Annotated in this window: 10 protein-coding genes; all 10 read left to right on the forward strand. The window is 71.1% G+C overall.

Annotated features, from left to right (window positions below; all coding sequences use genetic code 11):
- The first annotated feature begins 17 nt into the window (after positions 1-17).
- Positions 18-1,349, forward strand: a complete 1,332-nt coding sequence (locus AC3ANP_RS10865; RefSeq protein ID WP_488330195.1) for a DUF58 domain-containing protein — start codon at positions 18-20, stop codon at positions 1,347-1,349.
- Entirely contained in the window at positions 1,346-3,892 is a 2,547-nt protein-coding gene (locus AC3ANP_RS10870; RefSeq protein ID WP_488330196.1) for a transglutaminase-like domain-containing protein, read from the forward strand. The genes AC3ANP_RS10865 and AC3ANP_RS10870 overlap by 4 nt, the downstream gene beginning before the upstream one ends.
- The gene (locus AC3ANP_RS10875; protein ID WP_488330197.1) at positions 3,889-5,298 is read left to right on the forward strand and encodes an RDD family protein; all 1,410 of its coding nucleotides are present in this window, start codon (positions 3,889-3,891) and stop codon (positions 5,296-5,298) included. Before AC3ANP_RS10870 ends, AC3ANP_RS10875 begins: the two co-directional genes overlap by 4 nt.
- Entirely contained in the window at positions 5,295-6,269 is a 975-nt protein-coding gene (locus tag AC3ANP_RS10880; protein WP_488330198.1) for a PP2C family protein-serine/threonine phosphatase, read from the forward strand. The genes AC3ANP_RS10875 and AC3ANP_RS10880 overlap by 4 nt, the downstream gene beginning before the upstream one ends.
- Positions 6,256-7,896: an FHA domain-containing protein gene (locus AC3ANP_RS10885; protein WP_488330199.1), complete on the forward strand. Its 1,641-nt coding sequence runs from the start codon at positions 6,256-6,258 to the stop codon at positions 7,894-7,896. Before AC3ANP_RS10880 ends, AC3ANP_RS10885 begins: the two co-directional genes overlap by 14 nt.
- Complete coding sequence (locus tag AC3ANP_RS10890; protein WP_488330200.1) at positions 7,893-9,548, forward strand: serine/threonine-protein kinase; 1,656 nt, start codon at positions 7,893-7,895, stop codon at positions 9,546-9,548. The genes AC3ANP_RS10885 and AC3ANP_RS10890 overlap by 4 nt, the downstream gene beginning before the upstream one ends.
- Positions 9,549-9,616: 68 nt before the next feature.
- Complete coding sequence (locus AC3ANP_RS10895) at positions 9,617-10,321, forward strand: hypothetical protein (protein ID WP_488333026.1); 705 nt, start codon at positions 9,617-9,619, stop codon at positions 10,319-10,321.
- Positions 10,318-14,763, forward strand: coding sequence for a type VII secretion EssC family protein (locus AC3ANP_RS10900; RefSeq protein WP_488330201.1), 4,446 nt, complete (start codon positions 10,318-10,320; stop codon positions 14,761-14,763). Before AC3ANP_RS10895 ends, AC3ANP_RS10900 begins: the two co-directional genes overlap by 4 nt.
- Positions 14,764-14,917: 154 nt before the next feature.
- Positions 14,918-15,184, forward strand: coding sequence for a hypothetical protein (locus tag AC3ANP_RS10905; RefSeq protein ID WP_488330202.1), 267 nt, complete (start codon positions 14,918-14,920; stop codon positions 15,182-15,184).
- Positions 15,185-15,373: 189 nt separating this feature from the next.
- Positions 15,374-16,327: an alcohol dehydrogenase catalytic domain-containing protein gene (locus tag AC3ANP_RS10910; RefSeq protein ID WP_488330203.1), complete on the forward strand. Its 954-nt coding sequence runs from the start codon at positions 15,374-15,376 to the stop codon at positions 16,325-16,327.
- Positions 16,328-16,332 lie beyond the last annotated feature (5 nt).

The raw sequence follows: 16,332 nt of genomic DNA on the forward strand, positions 1-16,332 counted from the left end.
CAAACAAAGGCACCCATATGTCCACCAGCACTCCGTTGACCCGGCTTGCTGACCGTCTGAAGCGGCCCCTGTCCCGGGCCGGAAAAACCCCCGGGCTGCACCCGTCCGCCGTCTGGTCCGAAGCCCGCGGCACCGCGGCCCTCGCCCTGGCGCCGGCCGGCCGCGCCGTCCGGGACCGTTACCGCCGGCACCTTGCGCCGGTCCTCTCGGTCGTGAGCGTGCTCGGCTGGTCCGTGCTGGCCGCTTCGGTGCTGCTCTGGGGCCTTGGCCTGGCGTACGGCTGGCAGGAGGCAAAGGCTGCCGCGGTGGCCGCGGTCGTGCTGTTTGTGCTGGCGGTCGGATTCGTCCTGGGCCGGTCCTCCTACGGCGTCGTGCTGGACCTGGCCCGGACCAGGGTGGCGGTCGGGGACAGCGCCGTCGGCAGCATCGCCGTCTCCAACACCGCTGCCCGCCCGCTGCTGCCGGCTGACCTGGAACTGCCGGTGGGCGCCGCCACCGCGGTGTTCCACCTGCCCCGGATGAAGCCCGCGCAGGTCCACGAGGACCTGTTCACCATCCCCACCACCCGCCGCGCCGTGATCGTGGTGGGACCGGTGCGCTCCGTGCGCGCCGACCCGCTGCACCTGCTCCGCCGCCAGGTGCCGTGGACCGAACCCGAGGACCTCTTCGTGCACCCGAAAACCGTGGCCCTGGCCGGCTCGGCCGCCGGCTTCATCCGCGACCTGGAAGGCATGCCCACCACGGAACTCTCCAGCGCCGACGTGTCCTTCCACGCCCTGCGTGACTACGTCCCGGGTGACGACCGGAGGCACATCCACTGGAAGACCACGGCCCGGACCAACACCCTCATGGTGCGCCAGTTCGAGGAGACCCGCCGCGCGCACCTTGCCGTCTCGCTGTCCACCAACACCGACGAATACGCCTCCGAGCAGGAGTTCGAACTGGCGATTTCGGCCGCCGCCTCCATCGGCCTGCAGGCCATCCGGGAGCAGCGCGACCTGGACGTCCTCACCCAGAACGGACCGCTGCGCTGTGAAACCGGCCGCAACCTGCTAGATGACATGACCCGGATTGCCGGCGCCTCCCAACGCAGGACCGCCGTCGACCTCGCCCGGACCCTGGCCGACACCGTCCCCAACGCCTCCGTCGTGTTCTTCGTGGTGGGCAGCAACGTGACCGCCACCGAGCTGCGTTCGGCCTCGGCCTCGGTGCCGCCGGGCGTGCGCAGCCTGGCGGTTCGGGTCGAGACCGGCGCCGCCCCCGCCCGGGCCAACATCGCGGACCTGACGGTGCTCACCCTGGGCGATCTCGCCGAACTGGCCATCGTGCTGCGGAAGGCCGCCGCATGAGCGCCGCACCGGGCCTGCGGCGCCGCATGACGCCGTCCCGCGACGGATTCGCGGACGGCCAGCCCACCTGGCATTACGCGCTCGACGCCGGCGCGCTCCTCGTCCTGCTCGGCCTCGGGGTCCTCGGCTTCAGCCTCAGCTTCGGCGGGGACCCGTACTACCTGGCCGCCGGGGGCGGCGGCATCCTGCTCGGCCTTGCCGTGGCCGCCGTCGCCGTGCACTACCGGCTCGGAGCGCTCATCACCGCGGCCCTGACGCTGGGCGTGTACCTGCTCTTCGGCACCGCCCTCGCCGTCCCGGAGGCGTCGGTCGCCGGCGTCCTGCCCACCCTGGAGTCACTGCGCACGCTGCTGGCCGGCGTGGTCTTCGCCTGGAAGGACATGCTCACCCTCGGCGTGCCGGTAGGTACGGCAGGCGGCACCCTGATTGTGCCCTTCCTGAGTTCCTTGCTGGCCTCGCTGGCGGCAGGGCTGCTGATCTGGCGGCTCAAGAGTCCCTACTGGCCCCTGCTGCCGGTCCTGGTGCTCTTCGTGACCGGCATTGCGTTCAGCACCAGTTCCGGTTTCCTCATGGTGGAACGCGGCACGGCGTTGACCGTCGTCGGCATCGCCTGGGCCGCATTCCGCCGCGACGCCCTGCGCCGCAGCGACACCCGCAAGGTCTCGGTCAACCGGCCGGCCGAGGACCAGGCCGCGGCGCGCGCGGCCCGGTTCCGCCGGCTGGGAGCCGCGGCGGGCGTGGTCGTCGCCGCCGTCGGAATTTCCGCGGTCGCGTCCCCGCTGCTGACCACCGCCGGTGACCGGAAGGTGCTGCGGAACACCATCGTGCCCCCGTTCGACCCCAAGGACTACATCAGCCCGCTGGCGAGTTTCCGGACCCTGGTCAAGGACAAGAAGGACGAGAACCTCTTCGTCGTGAAGGGCCTGCCCAAGGACGGCCGGGTCCGCCTCGCCGCGCTGGACGCCTACAACGGCACCAACTACGCCATGGACCCGAACGCCTCCGGCAGCTTCAGCAAGGTGGGCGACGCCAGATCCCTGAACACCCTCGCCGACCCGACCGGGATCGTCCCCACCCGGGATTACACCCTGGACATCACCATCGAGGACTACCAGGGCTTCTTCCTGCCGGGTGGCCGGAAGACCACCGGCATCAGCTTCGCCCGCGATGGCTCCGGCGCCGCCTCCGGCCTGTACTTCAACTCAGGCACGGACACCGCCGTGACCACCCGCGGCCTGGCCAAGGGGGATGCCTATACCGTTCAGGTGGCCGACCCGGTCATGCTGGAACACGGCCAGCTCACCCAGTACGACTTCGCCAAGGACACGCTGCCGGATCCGGCCGAGGTCCCACCGGTGGTCGGCTCACAGGCCAACGACCTCGCAGCGGACGCACCCACCGCCATTGACCGGGTCCGCCAGGTGGAAGCCCATTTCCAGAAGAAGGGCGCCTTCAGCAACGGCCTGATCGCCGACGGCCAGCTGCCCAGCGTCTCCGGGCACAGTGCCAACCGGATCAGGAGCCTGCTGACGGCCAAGCAGATGCTCGGCGACGACGAACAGTATGCCGTGGCGATGTCGCTCATGCTGCGCCACCTGGGCATCCCCGCGCGCGTGGTGATGGGGTTCTATCCGGACCCTAAGAGCCCGGAAAACGGTGCCGGCAAGGTGACCATCACCGGGAAGGACGTGCACGCCTGGGTCGAAGTGGCCTTCGACCGGGTGGGCTGGGTCGCGTTCGACCCCACACCGCCGAAGGACAACGTGCCGATCCCGCCGGACCCGGAGAACAAGTCCAAACCCAAGCCGCAGGTGCTCCAACCGCCGCCCCCGCCGCAGGAACCGGCCGAACTGCCGCCGGACTCCTCGCCGGACGCGCTCGACGCCGACGAGAAGAAAAACAACCCGTGGCTGTTTTGGGGTCCGCTGCTGTCCGCGATCGGCATGGCCTTGATTCCGGTGGCGGTCCTGGCGCTGCCGCTGCTGCTGGTCGCGCTGCTGAAATCCCGGCGGCGCAAGGCCCGCTTCACCGACGGACATCCGGCCCAACGCGTCGGCGGAGGCTGGAACGAGGTCCTCAGCCTCGCTACGGACCTCGGCGCCGGCGTGGACCAGCGGGCCACCCGGCGGGAGTCCGCCGCGGTGCTCCGCGACGCGTTCCCGGCAAGCCAGCACAGCACCACAGTGCTCGCCCACCGGGCCGACGCCGCCATCTTCGGCGCGGGCCAGCCAAGCGAGGACGAGGTGCGTGAGTACTGGCAGATCGTGGACGGCTCGCTCAAGGAAATGACCGGCACGCTGGGCTTCTGGCGCCGCCAGCAGGCACGCTACTCGCCCCGATCCCTGCTGGCCGACGGCCGGGCCGCCCTCACGCTGCGCGGACTCCGGCAGGCGCTGTCCGGCGGGAAACGCGGGACGCCGGCCGCCGGCCCCGGCCCGGACGCGGCCGCCTTCGGTCCGGCCCGCCGGCCAGCTAGTACAGTGGAGCCCGGTCCGGACCCCGACCCGCAGCCCACCGCCAGGAAGAACCGCAACGAGCCATGACCGACGACGTCGAGCGCTGCCCGCGCTGCCGGCAGCCGATCCGCCCGGGCGCTGTGTTCTGCCCGGCCTGCGGAGTGCCGCTGAGCAACCGGTCCGCCCGGAGCAGACGGCACCCGGTTGCCGGACCCGGTACGATCCCGATAGCGGCGGGCGTAGCTCCCGGGCCGGTGGCGCCCGGACCGGGCGTGCCAGGGCCAGGCGCGCAAGGACACCAAGGGGGAGATGACGGAATGCCGAACAGGCTCGAACTGGTTCCGGCCGCCGCCGGCAAGCGGCTGGCTGCGGCCATCCTGGACTGGACCGGTCCTGCTGCCGTCCTGGCCGTGCTCTTCGCCCTCGGCTTCGCAGGGGTCACCCAGACGCGCAGCGGCGGCTCGATCATCTACAACACCTCGTCCCTGGTGCTCTACGGCGGCATCGGGACCGGCATCACGGTTGTATATGTCCTGGTCCAGGCAATGATCGAAGCCCGGTCCGGCGTGACCGTCGGAAACCGCCTGATGGGGATCCGCAGCGCCGACGCCGAGGGCTACCCGCCCGGCGGGGGAGCGGTGTTCCTCCGCGGCCTTGTCACCGGGGCCGGGGTCCTGCTTGCCATCCTCGCCGCCGCCGTGGTGGTCCTCTGCCAATGGTTCGGCGCCGCGCCCTGGATTGTGGGCCCGCTGGCGCTGCTGGGCGCCGCCTGGGCGGTTGCGGTGGTGGTGTCCAACACCTGGGACCGCAACGGCCGGCTGCGCGGCTGGCACGACAAAGCCGCCAAAACGCTCGCCTTCGATATCCGGGCCGGCCGTAACCCGCTGCTCACCGGCGGAATCCAGGGACCCTACAGCTTCGCCCCGCTGGACCTGCCACCGGTCCAACAAGTCGCCTCACCGGTGGCCGGCGCGGCCCGGCTGCAACCCGCTGCCGCCGCCCACCCCGCTGCCGCCGCTCAACCGGTCCCGGCCGCAGCCGCTCCCACGCCGATCGAGGCGGCCCGCAGCGAAGCGGTCAACAGCCGCGCGTTCAGCCCGCACCCCGACGACGACCACGACCGCACCCAGGTCCGCGGCGACAGCACTGTTCCGGTCACGGTCGCCATTGCGCGGATCAGGATCGACGACGGCCGCGAAATCGAAGTGGACCGGACCTTGCTGATCGGCCGGAACCCGGCGTCCCACCCCGGTGAAAACCCGGTCCGGCTGCTCCCGGTGGCTGATCCGGGCCGTTCCATCTCCAAAACCCACCTTCACCTCCGGCCCGGAAACGGCGGAATCTGGGTCACGGACCGCAACTCCACCAACGGCAGCGCCGTCACCACCCCGGACGGCGTCCGCACTGCCCTGGCAGCCGGGGAACCCACCCACGTACGCCCCGGATCCACCGTGCACTTTGGTGACCGCTCCTTCTACCTAGGACAGGCATGACATCCCAGCCCCCTCCCGATCTGCCCGCTGCCGGCCCGGCGGACTCAGCCGCGGCCGGCTCCGGCCTGCGGCTCAACGTCGGCTACGGAACGGACCGCGGACTGCGGCGTGAAATGAATGAGGACTCCTTCATCGCCGCGGACCCGGTGTTCGCCGTCGCCGACGGGATGGGCGGCCACGAGGCCGGCGAGATCGCCAGCGGCATCTGCGTGCGCACCCTCGCCGGGATCCCGCAACTGGCCACCGGTGAGCGGGACGCCACGGCCGCCGTCGTCCAGCAGTACCTGCTGCAGGCCGACGCCGATATCCGCTCCGCCACCGGCTCCCGCGCCGGTACCACGCTTTCCGGCGTCGTCGTCGTGGAACAGATGGGCATTCCCTATTGGCTGGTGCTCAACATCGGCGACTCGCGGACCTACCGGCTGGCCCAGGGCGCGCTCAGCCAGGTCAGTGTCGACCATTCCGAGGTGCAGGAACTCGTGGACGCCGGGGAGATCACGCCCGCGCAGGCAGCCGTGCACCCGCGCCGGCACGTGGTCACCAGGGCACTGGGCACCGGCGACGAGACGGAGGCCGACTACTGGTTGCTGCCGGTGGAGGAGGACGACAGGATCCTCGTCTGTTCCGACGGCCTCAACGGCGAGCTCGACGACGCCCAGATCAGCCGGATCCTGACCTCCGAACCGGACCCGCAGGCGGCGGTGGATGAGCTGATCCAGGCCGCCCTGCGCAGCGGAGGCCGGGACAACGTCACCTGCATCGTGGTCGACGCCACCAACGTGTCCCACGACCACGGCGCGCAGACGGCACCGCGGGCTGCCACGGAGGCCGAAGACGCCAATACCCTGCCGCGCACCGAGATCCTCGACGCGGCCCCGGAAGCAGACCCCGGCGACGCCGCCGGAACTGCGGACCGCGGGACCGGCGACGCGCCTGCCGGCCAGGGCGGGGAGCCCCGTGGCGCCCGCTGACGGCCGGGCCGCACTCAGCTACACGCCGGGACCCTGGCTGGGCGTGGTCCGCTCCGGCACCGTGGTGCTGCTGGGCCCGGAGACCGACCGTGCGCTGGTGGAGACGCTCTGGTCCTTGCTGGCCCGCGCCCGGGAAAACCACGAGGTGCTCGACGCCGTGACCGCGGCCACCGGTGGCTCGCTCGCGCGGCTGCCCTGGTTCGGGATCGTGGGCCTGCGCGGGCCGCTGCAGGTGTTCCTTCGCGGTGACCTGGAGCTCGACGTCACCCAGGACGGCGGAGCCGGTGCGGCGCTCAGCGGCCGGGACGTCAGCACCTGGGCCGAACGCCGCTTCCCCTCGGCACAGTCCTTCCGGCTGGCCGTCGCCGGCGCGGGCCCTGCCGCGGACCCGCTCCCGCTCCCGCTCGGTGAGGGAGTGGTGCTGCTGCAGGCACTGCACGGCGCGCTGCACGGCGCGCTGCCCGCGGCGCGGCCCGGTTCCCTGCCCGCGGCGCAGCCCGCTTCGGCCGGCGCCGTGGACGAAGAGCTGCTGGCCGCCGCCGAGGCCGACATGCAGGCCGGTCTGGGCGAGCACGGCAGCTCCGCCGACACCGTGCTGGAACTCCCGGACGAGGAGGACCCAGGCCCGGACGCGCCGGAGCCGGCTGACGCGCCGGAGCCGGCCGACGCGCCGGAGCCGGCCGACGCGCCGGAGCCGGCGGAACAGGAACCCACCGGCAGCTATGACCATCTTTGGGAGCAGACGGTGATCCGGACCATCGAAGACGCCGCCGTACGCGAGGCGCCCGAGGCGGAAGAACCAAAGCCCGCGCCTGCGCCCCCACCTTCACCCGCTGCTGAGCCCGTGCCTGTACCCGTGCCTGCACCTGCGCCCGCTGCTGCCGCGCCGCGCCCTCCCGCGGCCCCCGCCGGGCTGATCGACTCCGTCCCGTGGCGCACCGGCGGGGACGCGGCGCCAGGCCGGGGACCGGCGCCGGTAGCCGCGCCGCCGTCGCTGTTCACCCCGCCGCCCTCCGCGGCCCCGCCGCCGGCGGGTGCGCTGCAGCCGTCACCGGGGGAGGACGCCGACCACGACGGCCAGACGGTACTCAAGAGCGCCCTGGGCGCGGCGGCCGGCGGCCGCCCCGCTGATCCGGCGCCGCCGACGAGGGGCCAGGAGCCCGGCACCGGGCCCATGGTCCTGGCCAGGGTCTGCCCGCAGGGCCACGCCAACCCGCCCACCAGCGCCCACTGCGCCTACTGTGAGCAGCCGCTGCCCGGCGACGGCGTGCAGGTCCCGCGCCCACGCCTCGGCCGGATGCGGCTGTCCACCGGCGAACTGATCGACCTGGACCAGTCCCTGATCGTGGGCCGGCAGCCTTCGGTCAACCGGGTCCAGGGCGCCGTGATGCCCAAACTCGTCCAGGTGGCCAGCCCCGGCGGGGACATCTCCCGCTCCCACGTGGAGGTCCGGCTCGAAGGCTGGCACGTGATGCTTTGCGACCTTAAAGCAACCAACGGCACAGTGCTGCTGCGCGAAGGGCAGGCCCCGCGACGGCTCGCCCAGGGCGAGATGGCCATCCTCTTCGACGGCGACATCGCCGAACTGGGCGACGGCATCCAGCTGCGCTTTGAGGAGCTCCTGTGAACGCCAAACGGCCCGTCGCACCACCGCCGGCCATCCCGGGCTTCACCTACATCAGCCTGCTCGGTTCCGGCGGGTTCTCCGACGTCTACCTGTACGAACAGGACCGGCCGCGCCGCAAGGTGGCAGTCAAAGTCCTGCTCTCCGACCTCAAGACCGAAGGTTCGCGCCGCCGCTTCGAGTCCGAGGCGAACCTGATGGCGCAGCTGTCCTCACACCCCTACATCGTGACGATCTTCGAGGCGGAGGTCACCGACGCCGGCCATTCCTACCTCGCCATGGAATACTGCTCCCGGCCCAGCCTGGACGTGCGCTACCGCCGGCAGCGTTTCAGCGTCGACGAGGTCCTGGCCGTGGGCATCCAGGTGGCCTCGGCGGTGGAGACCGCGCACCGCGCCGGCATCGCGCACCGGGACATCAAGCCCGCGAACATCCTCGTCACCGATTACAACCGCCCCGCGCTGACCGACTTCGGTATCTCCGGCACCCTCGCCGGCGACCAGGACGAAGACGCCGGCATGTCCATTCCGTGGTCGCCGCCCGAACAGTTCAGCGACCGGCAGGTCGACGGCGTCCTCGCGGACGTCTGGGCGCTCGGCGCCACGCTCTACACCCTGCTCGCCGGCCGCTCCCCGTTCGTGCTGCCCGGCGCGGACAACTCCCAGCGCGAACTGATCGCCCGGATCACCAACCTGCCGGTCCCCAAACTCGGCCGTGCCGACGTGCCCGCGTCGCTGGAGCTGGCGCTGGCAACCGCCATGGCGAAGGCTCCGGCGTCGCGGTACTCGTCCGCGCACGCGTTCGCCCTGGCACTGCAGCGGATCCAGGCCGAGTTGAACCTCTCGGTGACGCCGTTCGAAGTCCTCGAAGAACCCCGCGCCGAGGACCCCCTCCCGGACGACGCCGTGGACGAAACCCGGGTCCGCAGCGTCGCCGCCATCGACCCCGACGCCACCGGCCAGGCCCCCACGTTCCCGGCCAGGCCAACCGGAACCGTTCCGCCGGACGATCCGACCACCCGCAACCACGCCGGCCTGGCCCAGGCGGTCCCGGGCCACGACACGGTCCGCCGGCCCGGCACCGTAGTGCCCGGCGCGCCGCTGTCACGGCCCGCGGCAGCCGCCCGGGTCGAGGACGACGCCGTCGCGGCCACCGTCAACCGCTCCAGCCTGCCGGCGGAACCGTCCGGCGGCGCGGGAGAAGCCGAAGCCGGTCCGGCAGCGCACAGCCGCCGCAACCTGGCCCTCGCGATCGTGGGCGGCGCCGTGCTGGCGGTCGCCGCCGTCGTCGGCGTCATCGCCGGAACAGCCCGGCCCGATCCCGCCCCGCAGGCATCCCAGCAGGTCAGCAAACCGCCCGCAGACGCTTTGGACAACGGCACCGTTCCGGACGTCGAGGCGGTAGCCGGCAGCGCTGACGGAACCGGGAAACTGAGCTTCAGCTGGACAAACCCGCAGCCCAAACCCGGCGACCGCTACAAGTGGCGGACCTACTCGCCGCAGGGCAACGGCGAATTCCAGTCCAGCGCTGACACCAAGGCCCACGTCGCGGCCAACCCGACGGGGGAAACCTGCATCCAGGTCATGATCATCCGCTCCGACGGTTCGTCATCGCCGATGGAACAGGGCTCCATCGGCTGCGCGAAGAAACCCTGAGCTACAACAGCATGGCGCAACGCACACCAGGACACACCGGCATGAAGCCCAACGAGGAGACAGACACCATGGGGGATCTGGCAATAGAGTTCTGCGGCGAATGGTATGAACCATCCGACGAGGACATCTTCAGCATCGGCCGCGAAGGCGACCTCGAAGTTGACGACAACCCGTACCTGCACCGCCAGTTCCTGCAGGTGGCCCGCTATGACGGGATCTGGTGGCTGAGCAACGTCGGCAGCATGCTGTGCGCCACCATCGCCGACGCCTCCGGTGGCATGCAGGCCTGGCTGGCCCCGGGGGCCCGGATTCCGCTGGTGTTCCGCCAGACCAACGTCATCTTTACCGCCGGACCCACCAGCTACGAGTTCGCCGTCCACCTCCACACCCCTGCGTTCCGGCAGGAGTCCCGCGGCGCGGACAGCGGCGGAGACACCACCATCGGCCCGGTGGTGTTCACCGACTCGCAGAAGGCGCTGATCGTGGCGCTCGCCGAGCCGATGCTGCGCCGCGAAGGGACCGGCTTTAGCGCCATCCCTTCCTCCGCCGAAGCGGCCAGGACCCTCGGCTGGGCGCTGACCCGGTTCAACCGGAAGCTGGACAATGTGTGCGACAAACTCGACCGGGTCGGAGTGGCCGGGCTGCGCGGCGGAGGCGGGAAGCTCGCCACGAACCGCCGGGCACGTCTGGTGGAACACGCGGTGACCTCCCACCTCGTCACGCCGGCGGACCTGGTGCTGCTGGAGACCCAGCGCGGCGGGGAGGAAGGATGAAGATCCGGCTGACCCTGCGCCGCGACCCGGCCGAGGCCAAGGACCTGGCCGTCACCGTGGACGGCCTCGCCACCGTGGCGGACATCGCCACGGAGCTCTGGGCGGCGGACCCTGCCCGGCGCGGCACCGAACCGCCGGCGAACCTCTCGCTGCAGGTCGAGGAGGCCTTCGCCGCCGGCGGCCTGGCCGGCAGCATCCTGACCCGGGAGGACAACCTGCTCGAATCCGGGCTGCGGCCCGGCTCGATCGTGTCACTGACCCGGATCAGCGAACAGTTTGCCGTGCCCGGCGCGCACCGCGGGCCCGCCGCGGCGACGCTGCGCGTGCTCTCCGGCCCCGACGTCGGCCGCGAATTTCCGCTGCCGTCCGGAACCAGCTACATCGGCCGGGACCGGGATGTGGACGTCCGCTTGACGGACCCGCTCACCTCCAAGCGGCATGCCCGGGTCACGGTCGGGGAAACCGTGGAGATCGTGGACACGAACTCCGCCAACGGGCTGCTGATGGACGGCCTGCCCGTCAGCCGGGCCACGCTGAACTCCTCGGACACCGTCACGCTGGGGGACACCACCGTGTCCGTGATGTCCCTGGGCGGCAGCCAGGGCGCGGCACCGAGCAGCCCGCTGATCGAGTTCAACCGCTCGCCGCGCGTGGTGCCCCGGTTCGAACCCCGCGTCCGGACCCTCCCGGCCGGCCCCAAACGGCAGAACCGCCAGCCCTTCCCTTACATCATGCTGGTGGCCCCGCTGATGATGGGCGCCGTCCTGTTCGCCGTCACGCAGAACATGATGTCAGTCATTTTCATGATGATGATGCCGTTGTTCGTCGTGGGCCATTACGTCGACCAGAAGATGCAGTCCCGCCGGGAACGCCGGGAACAGCTCAAGGCCTTCCGCGCCGCGATGGCGGCCTTCCATCAGGACATCACCGCGCTGCAGCAGGTGGAACGGGCCGTCCGGCTCCAGGAGGCACCGTCGGTCAGCGACACGGTCGACGCGATCTACAAGCTCGGGCCCCTGCTCTGGACCCACCGGCCGGAGCACACCGGCTTCCTGGGGCTGCGGTTCGGGCTGGGCACGGCGCCGTCCCGGATCCGGTTCGAAGAACCCGGCAACAACGACACCGACCCCGAGTTCATGGCCGAAATTCAGGAGTTCATGACGGAATTCGGCAGCATCGAGGGTGTCCCGGTGGTCTCGCAGCTGCGCACCGCCGGGTCCTTCGGGCTGGCCGGCCAGCGCGGCCTGGTCGATGACGTGGCCCGCGGCCTGGTCCTGCAGCTCGTAGGGCTGCATTCGCCGGCCGAAATGGTGCTGACGGCCATTACCTCGGCCCAGTCCAAGGACCGCTGGGACTGGCTGCAGTGGCTGCCCCACACCGGATCCGGGCACAGCCCGCTGGGCGGGGACCACCTCGCGGCCGGTCCCGCCGGCGGCACCGCCCTGCTGGCCAGGCTCGAAGACCTGATCGACCAGCGTGAGGCGGCGGCCCGGTCGCCGCGACCCGAACCCCGCCCCGGCATCGCGGCCGAGGCCGGCGACCTCCCGGCCCCGGAGCTGCCCGCCGTGCTCCTGGTCGTGGAGGACGACGCCCCGGTGGACCGCGGCCGGCTCACCCGGGTCCTGGAACGCGGCCCGGACTCCGGCGTGCACGTGATGTGGGTGGCCGCGTCCGTCCAGCAGCTCCCGGCAGCCTGCCGCGACTTCATGGCGGTCGACGGCGAACACGGCACCACCACCGGACAGGTCCGGCTGGGCCGGCACACCTTTCCGGTCAGCTGCGAAAGCCTCGACGCCGGGCTCGCCGCGCAGCTCGCGCGGATGCTCGCGCCGGTGGTCGACGTCGGAAAACCGCTCCAGGACGACTCGGACCTGCCCCGCGCGGTGTCCTACGCGACCCTGATCGGCAAGGACTTCCTGGACAACCCGCAGTCCGTCGCCGACCGCTGGAGCGAAAACAACTCCGTGCATGCCACGGCCACGCCCAACCGGAAGGACAAGGGCACCCTCCGCGCCCTGGTGGGTTCCAAGGGCCTCGAGCCGCTCTACCTCGACCTGAAGAACGAGGGCCCGCACGCTCTGGTGGGCGGCACCACCGGCGCCGGCAAGTCCGAGTTCCTGCAGTCCTGGGTGATGGGCATGGCCGCCGCGTACAGCCCGGACCGGGTCAATTTCCTGTTCGTCGACTACAAGGGCGGTGCCGCCTTCGCGGACTGCCTGCACCTGCCGCACACGGTGGGCCTGGTCACGGACCTCTCGCCGCACCTGGTCCGCCGGGCCCTGACCTCACTCCGGGCCGAGCTGCATCACCGCGAGAAGCTGCTCAACCGCAAGAAGGCCAAGGACCTGCTGGACCTCCAGCGCCAGGCCGACCCGGAAGCGCCGCCGTACCTGATCATCGTCGTGGACGAATTCGCCGCCCTGGCCACCGAGGTGCCCGAATTCGTGGACGGCGTGGTGGACGTCGCCGCCCGCGGCCGTTCGCTGGGCCTGCACCTGATCCTTGCCACCCAGCGGCCGGCAGGCGTCATCAAGGACAGCCTGCGCGCCAACACCAACCTGCGGGTGGCGCTGCGGATGGCCGACGAGGACGACGCCGTCGACATCCTCGGTGTCCCCACCGCGGCCTACTTCGACCCGGCCATCCCCGGCCGGGGCGCGGCCAAGACCGGGCCGGGCCGGATCCAGGGCTTCCAAACCGGCTACGCCGGCGGCTGGACCACGGCAAAACCGCAGCGTCCGCGGATCGACGTCGTCGAAATGGCCTTCGGCTCCGGGCCCGCCTGGGCCGCCCCCGCCGACGAGACCCCGGCGCCGGAGGAAGCGTCAGGACCCACGGATATCGCCCGGATGACGGCGAACATCATCAAGGCCGCCGAGGTGCTGGCGATCGCACCGCCGCGCCAGCCGTGGCTGGACGAGCTCGCCACCACCTATGACTTCTCGAAGCTGCCCAACCCGCGCACCGACGAGCGGCTGCTGCTGGGCGTGGCGGACGACCCTGCCCACCAGGACCAGCCCACGGTGTTCTACCAGCCCGACCGGGACGGCAACATGGCCATTTACGGCACCGGCGGCTCGGGCAAGTCCGCGGCCCTGCGCGGGATCGCGATTGCCGCCGCCGTCACCCCGCGCGGCGGCCCGGTCAACGTCTACGGCATCGACTGCGGCTCGTCCGGCCTGACGATGCTTGAGGCGCTTCCGCACGTCGGCGAGGTCATCAACGGCGACGACGTGGAACGTGTCGGCCGGCTGCTGCGCTGGCTGCGCGACCTGGCCGACGACCGCTCCGCCCGCTACGCCGAGGTCCGGGCGGCCACCATCGTGGAATACCGGCAGCTGGCCGGCAGGCCGGACGAGAAGCGCATCTTCGTCCTGGTCGACGGTATGTCCGCGTTCCGGGAAACCTACGAATACAGCAAGCTCGCCGCGCTCTGGGACATCTTCCTGCAGCTCGCCACCGACGGCCGGCCGCTGGGCATCCACCTTGTCGTCACCGGTGACCGGCCCAACGCGGTGCCGGCGTCACTGCTGGCCTCGATCCAGCGCCGGCTGGTGCTGCGGATGTCCTCGGAGGACGACTATCTGTCCATGGATGTGCCCAAGGACGTCCTGGCGGCAGGTTCACCGCCCGGTCGCGGCCTGCTGGGCCCGCTGGAGGTACAGCTGGCGGTGCTGGGCGGAAACTCCAACCTGGCGGTCCAGTCCCGTGAGGTGCACCGGCTCCGTGAGGCGATGCTGCGGCAGGGCGTCGAGCAGGCACCGCGGATCGAGCGGCTGCCGGACACGGTGGACCTGGAGCTACTGCCGGCCGGCAGCCCGGACCTGCCGGTGATCGGCGTCGACGACGAAACACTGCAGCCGGCCGAGATCCTGGCCAAGGGTCCGCTGCTGCTGGCCGGGCCGCCCGGTTCCGGCCGCACCGTGGCGCTGGTGACCCTGGCCCACGCGCTGCGCCGGTCCAACCCCGGCGTGGAGCTGATCTACCTGGGCTCACGGCGTTCCGCCGCCGCGTCCCTGAAGCTCTGGGACCGGTCCGTGGTGGGCGCGGACGACGTCGAGGAAGCGATCGACGAACTCACGGACTACGCCGCCGGCACGCCGGGCAAACTCGCCATCTTCATCGAGGGCCTGACCGAGTTCACCGACACCCTGGCCGAGTCCGGCATCGGCCGGCTGGTCACGGCCGCCATCAAGGCCGACCAGTGGGTGGTGGGCGAATCCGAGACCTCCACCTGGTCTTCGGCCTGGTCCTTGGCGCAGCCATTCAAGTCGGGGCGGCGCGGTGTGCTGCTGAACCCGGGCGATATCGAGGGCGACACCCTGCTCAGCACCCCGCTGGGCCGGGTCAGCGGCGACTTTATTCCCGGTCGCGGCTACGTCGTGGGCCGCGGCAAGGTCCGGAAGCTGCAGGTCGCCCTCCCGCCGGAGAACCGCACCTGATATGTAGCCGTCCCGCACCGCCGATGGGGAGTGCTGCCCATCGACAGCATTTTGCGGGACAGGGTAGGTTCTAGGCAATGGATCTTCCGGATCAGCCGGGGACCGCTGGGGATGCCGACAATGGTCGGGTCCGGTGAACTAAGGAGTTTTTCGCATGGCTATGTGGGGTGCAGATGTAAATCAGCTCAAGACGCTTGGGTCGAAGCTGCAGGCCGGTTCGCAGGAGATCGACAACCAGCGGTCCATGTTGACCAAGGTCCTGGAAGGTACCCAGTGGATGGGCCCGGATGCGGACAAGTTCCGCAATGACTGGAACGGCGAGCACGTCGCCGCCCTGACCCGGGTCTCGCAGGCGCTGCAGCAGGCCAGCCAGCAGGCCGCCCGGAACGCCGCCGACCAGGAGAGCGCCTCCCTCCGCTAGGCCTGCCGGCCGGAGCGAGCGTGCCAGGGCCGTTGTAACCCGATGTTCATTCGGTGTTGCAGCGGCCCTGGCCGGTTTAAGGGCGAGCGTCAGGATTGGGGCGTAGAGTGCGAAGACCACGTCCGGGCCGGTTCCCCCAGGGTCACGGTGCGGCGTCGGATCCTGGAGGCACAGCTAAGGAGACGCACCATGAAGGCATGGCAGTTTACCGGAACGAACAAGCCGCTGGAGCTCAATGAGGTTCCCGAGCCGCACGCCGGCCCGGGCCAGGTGGTGGTTGGTGTCAAGGCCGCAGGAGTCTGCCACTCCGACGTGACCGCGCTCGACGACGCCGGCTGGATGCCGCTCTTCCCGCACCTCCCGCGCACCATGGGACACGAGAACGCCGGCATCATTTCCGAAGTCGGGGACGGCATGGACCAGTGGAAGGTCGGCGACCGGGTGGGGCTCGCCCCGGTCATGAGCGACGGTGACGCGATCGGCTACGGGAAGTGGGACGGCGGCTTCGGACCCCGGCTGCTGGCGACCGCCGACAACCTGGTCCGGCTCCCCGACGAGGTCCCGTTCGACCTGGGGGCGATGGCCACCGACGCCGGCCTCACCGCCTACCACGCCATCATGGCGGTCGGCGGCGCCACCGCAGGGATGCGGGTCGGCGTGATCGGACTCGGCGGCCTGGGATACATCGGTGCCCGCTCCGCCGTGCTGTCCGGCGCGGAGGTCTACGGCGCCGAGATCAACCCGGAAACCCGGAAGCTTGCCGACGAGATCGGGCTGGCCGGGGTGGCCGAGTCGATCGATGCGTTCAAGGACAAGAACCTCGACCTGATCGTCGACTACGCCGGCTTCGGCAGCACCACCGCCGCCGCCGTGGAGACCCTGGCGGAATTCGGCACCCTGGTGCAGGTCGGCATGGGCCGGTTGGAGGCCACCATCAACACCTATCCGCTGATCATCAACCAACTCTCGATCAAGGGGTCGAAGTCCGGCACCAGGGCGGACCTCGAAGGCATCTACGACCTGATGAAGTCCGGCCGGCTGAACCCGCCGATGAACCTGATCACCCCCGCGGACATCCCCGGCGCCATCGACAAGTTGCGCGCCGGCGGCGTGGTGGGCCGCTTCATCGCCCTGTACGAGTAGCGGCC

The organism is Arthrobacter sp. JB02-1C (assembly GCF_057748045.1).